Here is a 1,753-nt window from a genome sequence, read left to right as displayed (position 1 = left end):
GAAAGGACCTCACATGTTCACCGGACTCAGCGCCTTCCCGCTCACACCGCTTCACGATGACCAGGTCGACGAGAAGGCCTTCGTCGGCTTGGTTCAACGCCTCGCTGCCGCGGGAGTCGACTCGATTACCGCCCTCGGCTCCACCGGGTCCTACGCTTACCTCAGCCGCGACGAACGCCAACGCGTCGCGAAGCTAGCGGTCGAGCACGCGGGTGACGTGCCAGTTTTCATCGGGATCGGTGCGCTGCGCACCTCCCAGGTCCTTGCCAACGCCGACGACGCCGCCCACGCCGGCGCCTCAGCTCTCCTTCTCGCCCCCATGAGCTACCAGGCCCTCACCGCGGAGGACGTGTTCGAACTGTTCCGCGCCGTCACTGAGCACACTGATCTGCCGGTCATCGTCTACGACAACCCGGGAACCACGCACTTCACGTTCACCACGGACCTCTACGCCCGCATCGCTCAGCTGCCGGGCATCGCCTCTATTAAGATCCCCGCATTGCCGACCAACAGTGCGGATGCACAGAAGAAGGTTCAGGAGATCCGAAGCGTCATCCCCGACAACGTGACCATTGGCATCTCGGGTGACCAGAGCGCCGTCGGCGGCCTGAAGGCTGGGTGCGATGTCTGGTATTCGGTGATCGGCGGGACCCTGCCGGAGTTGGCCGTGAAGCTGACGCGGCTCGCCCAGAATGGCGACGCAAACGAAGCCACCAAAGAATCCGTCCGCCTCGCTCCGCTGTGGGAACTCAACGCGGAATTCGGAAGTCTGCGAGTGGTGGCCGCAATCGCCGAATACTTGGGGATCGCACCGGAAAAGTGCCTGCCCCTGCCGATCCAAGGTTTGGATGACCAGCAGCGCGCACGCGTGAGAACGGCGGTCGATCAACTGGGGCTGGCCTGACCCCACCTTGCACCCGCGCTGTGACCTGCCTTACATTTTAAGGAGCCTACGGCGGGTCCGGATTCGGACTATCTACCGGGCGAGCAACCAAGAATCGCACTGATTCGGCGCCAGAGAGCTCCCGGTACAGCTGAGGACGGATCCACTCCACGTCGCAGTCAGTGGCTTGTCACGAGGAGTTCAGCGCCATGAGCGAGATCCGTTTAACCATCAACGGCCACGACCGCGGCTTCGCCGGCGTCGACCCACACACCCGTCTACTCGACTTTCTCCGCAACCAGGGCCTGACCGGCGCCAAGGAGGGCTGCGCGGAAGGCGAGTGCGGTGCCTGTGCAGTGTTGGTCGCACGGCCGGACGGCGATGATCGCACTCGCTGGACCTCCGTCAACGCGTGTCTGCCACCCGCCGTCGCCTTCGACGGGCAGGAAGTGGTCACCGCCGAAGGCCTCGGCACTGCACCCGGACCTCGCGGCCCCGGCCAACTCCATCCGGTGCAGCGCGAAATGGCCACCCGCGGCGGCTCCCAGTGCGGCTACTGCACCCCCGGCTTCGTGTGCGCGATGGCCGCGGAGTACTACCGCCCCGAACGCACGCCGTCCGATGACACCCACGGCGAGAAATCCGGCACGGAGGTCCAGGGCGAAGAACACTCCGCCGCTCACGAATGCGGACCCAACGGATTCGACCTGCACTCCCTGAGCGGCAACCTCTGCCGCTGCACCGGATACCGCCCCATCCGCGACGCCGCCTACGCCCTCGGGGAGCCCGAGGAGACGGACCTGCTGCGGCGTCGTCAAGATGAACCCGCCCCGAAAGCGAGCCACACCCGCATCGACACCACCGGCGCAC

The 1,753-nt window shown here is 65.6% G+C and carries 2 protein-coding genes; both read left to right on the top strand.

What is annotated here, in order from left to right; genetic code table 11:
* Positions 1-13: 13 nt before the first annotated feature.
* Positions 14-904, top strand: a complete 891-nt coding sequence (locus Q4E95_RS13555; RefSeq protein ID WP_303383796.1) for a dihydrodipicolinate synthase family protein — start codon at positions 14-16, stop codon at positions 902-904.
* 188 nt (positions 905-1,092) lie between these two features.
* Positions 1,093-1,753, top strand: a 661-nt coding sequence (locus Q4E95_RS13550) for a 2Fe-2S iron-sulfur cluster-binding protein (protein ID WP_303383795.1), incomplete at its 3' end; no start/stop codon positions are given.

Origin of the sequence: Kocuria sp. (assembly GCF_030536815.1) — a bacterium.
Classification (GTDB): domain Bacteria; phylum Actinomycetota; class Actinomycetes; order Actinomycetales; family Micrococcaceae; genus Kocuria; species Kocuria gwangalliensis.
The sequence above is the reverse complement of the archived record's forward strand: the minus strand, read 5'-3'. Positions and strand labels throughout refer to the sequence as shown.

Coding starts and splice junctions, on each gene's coding strand:
- Q4E95_RS13555 (WP_303383796.1), top strand. CDS start 14: ATGTTCACCGGACTCAGCGCCTTCCCGCTCACACCGCTTCACGATGAC.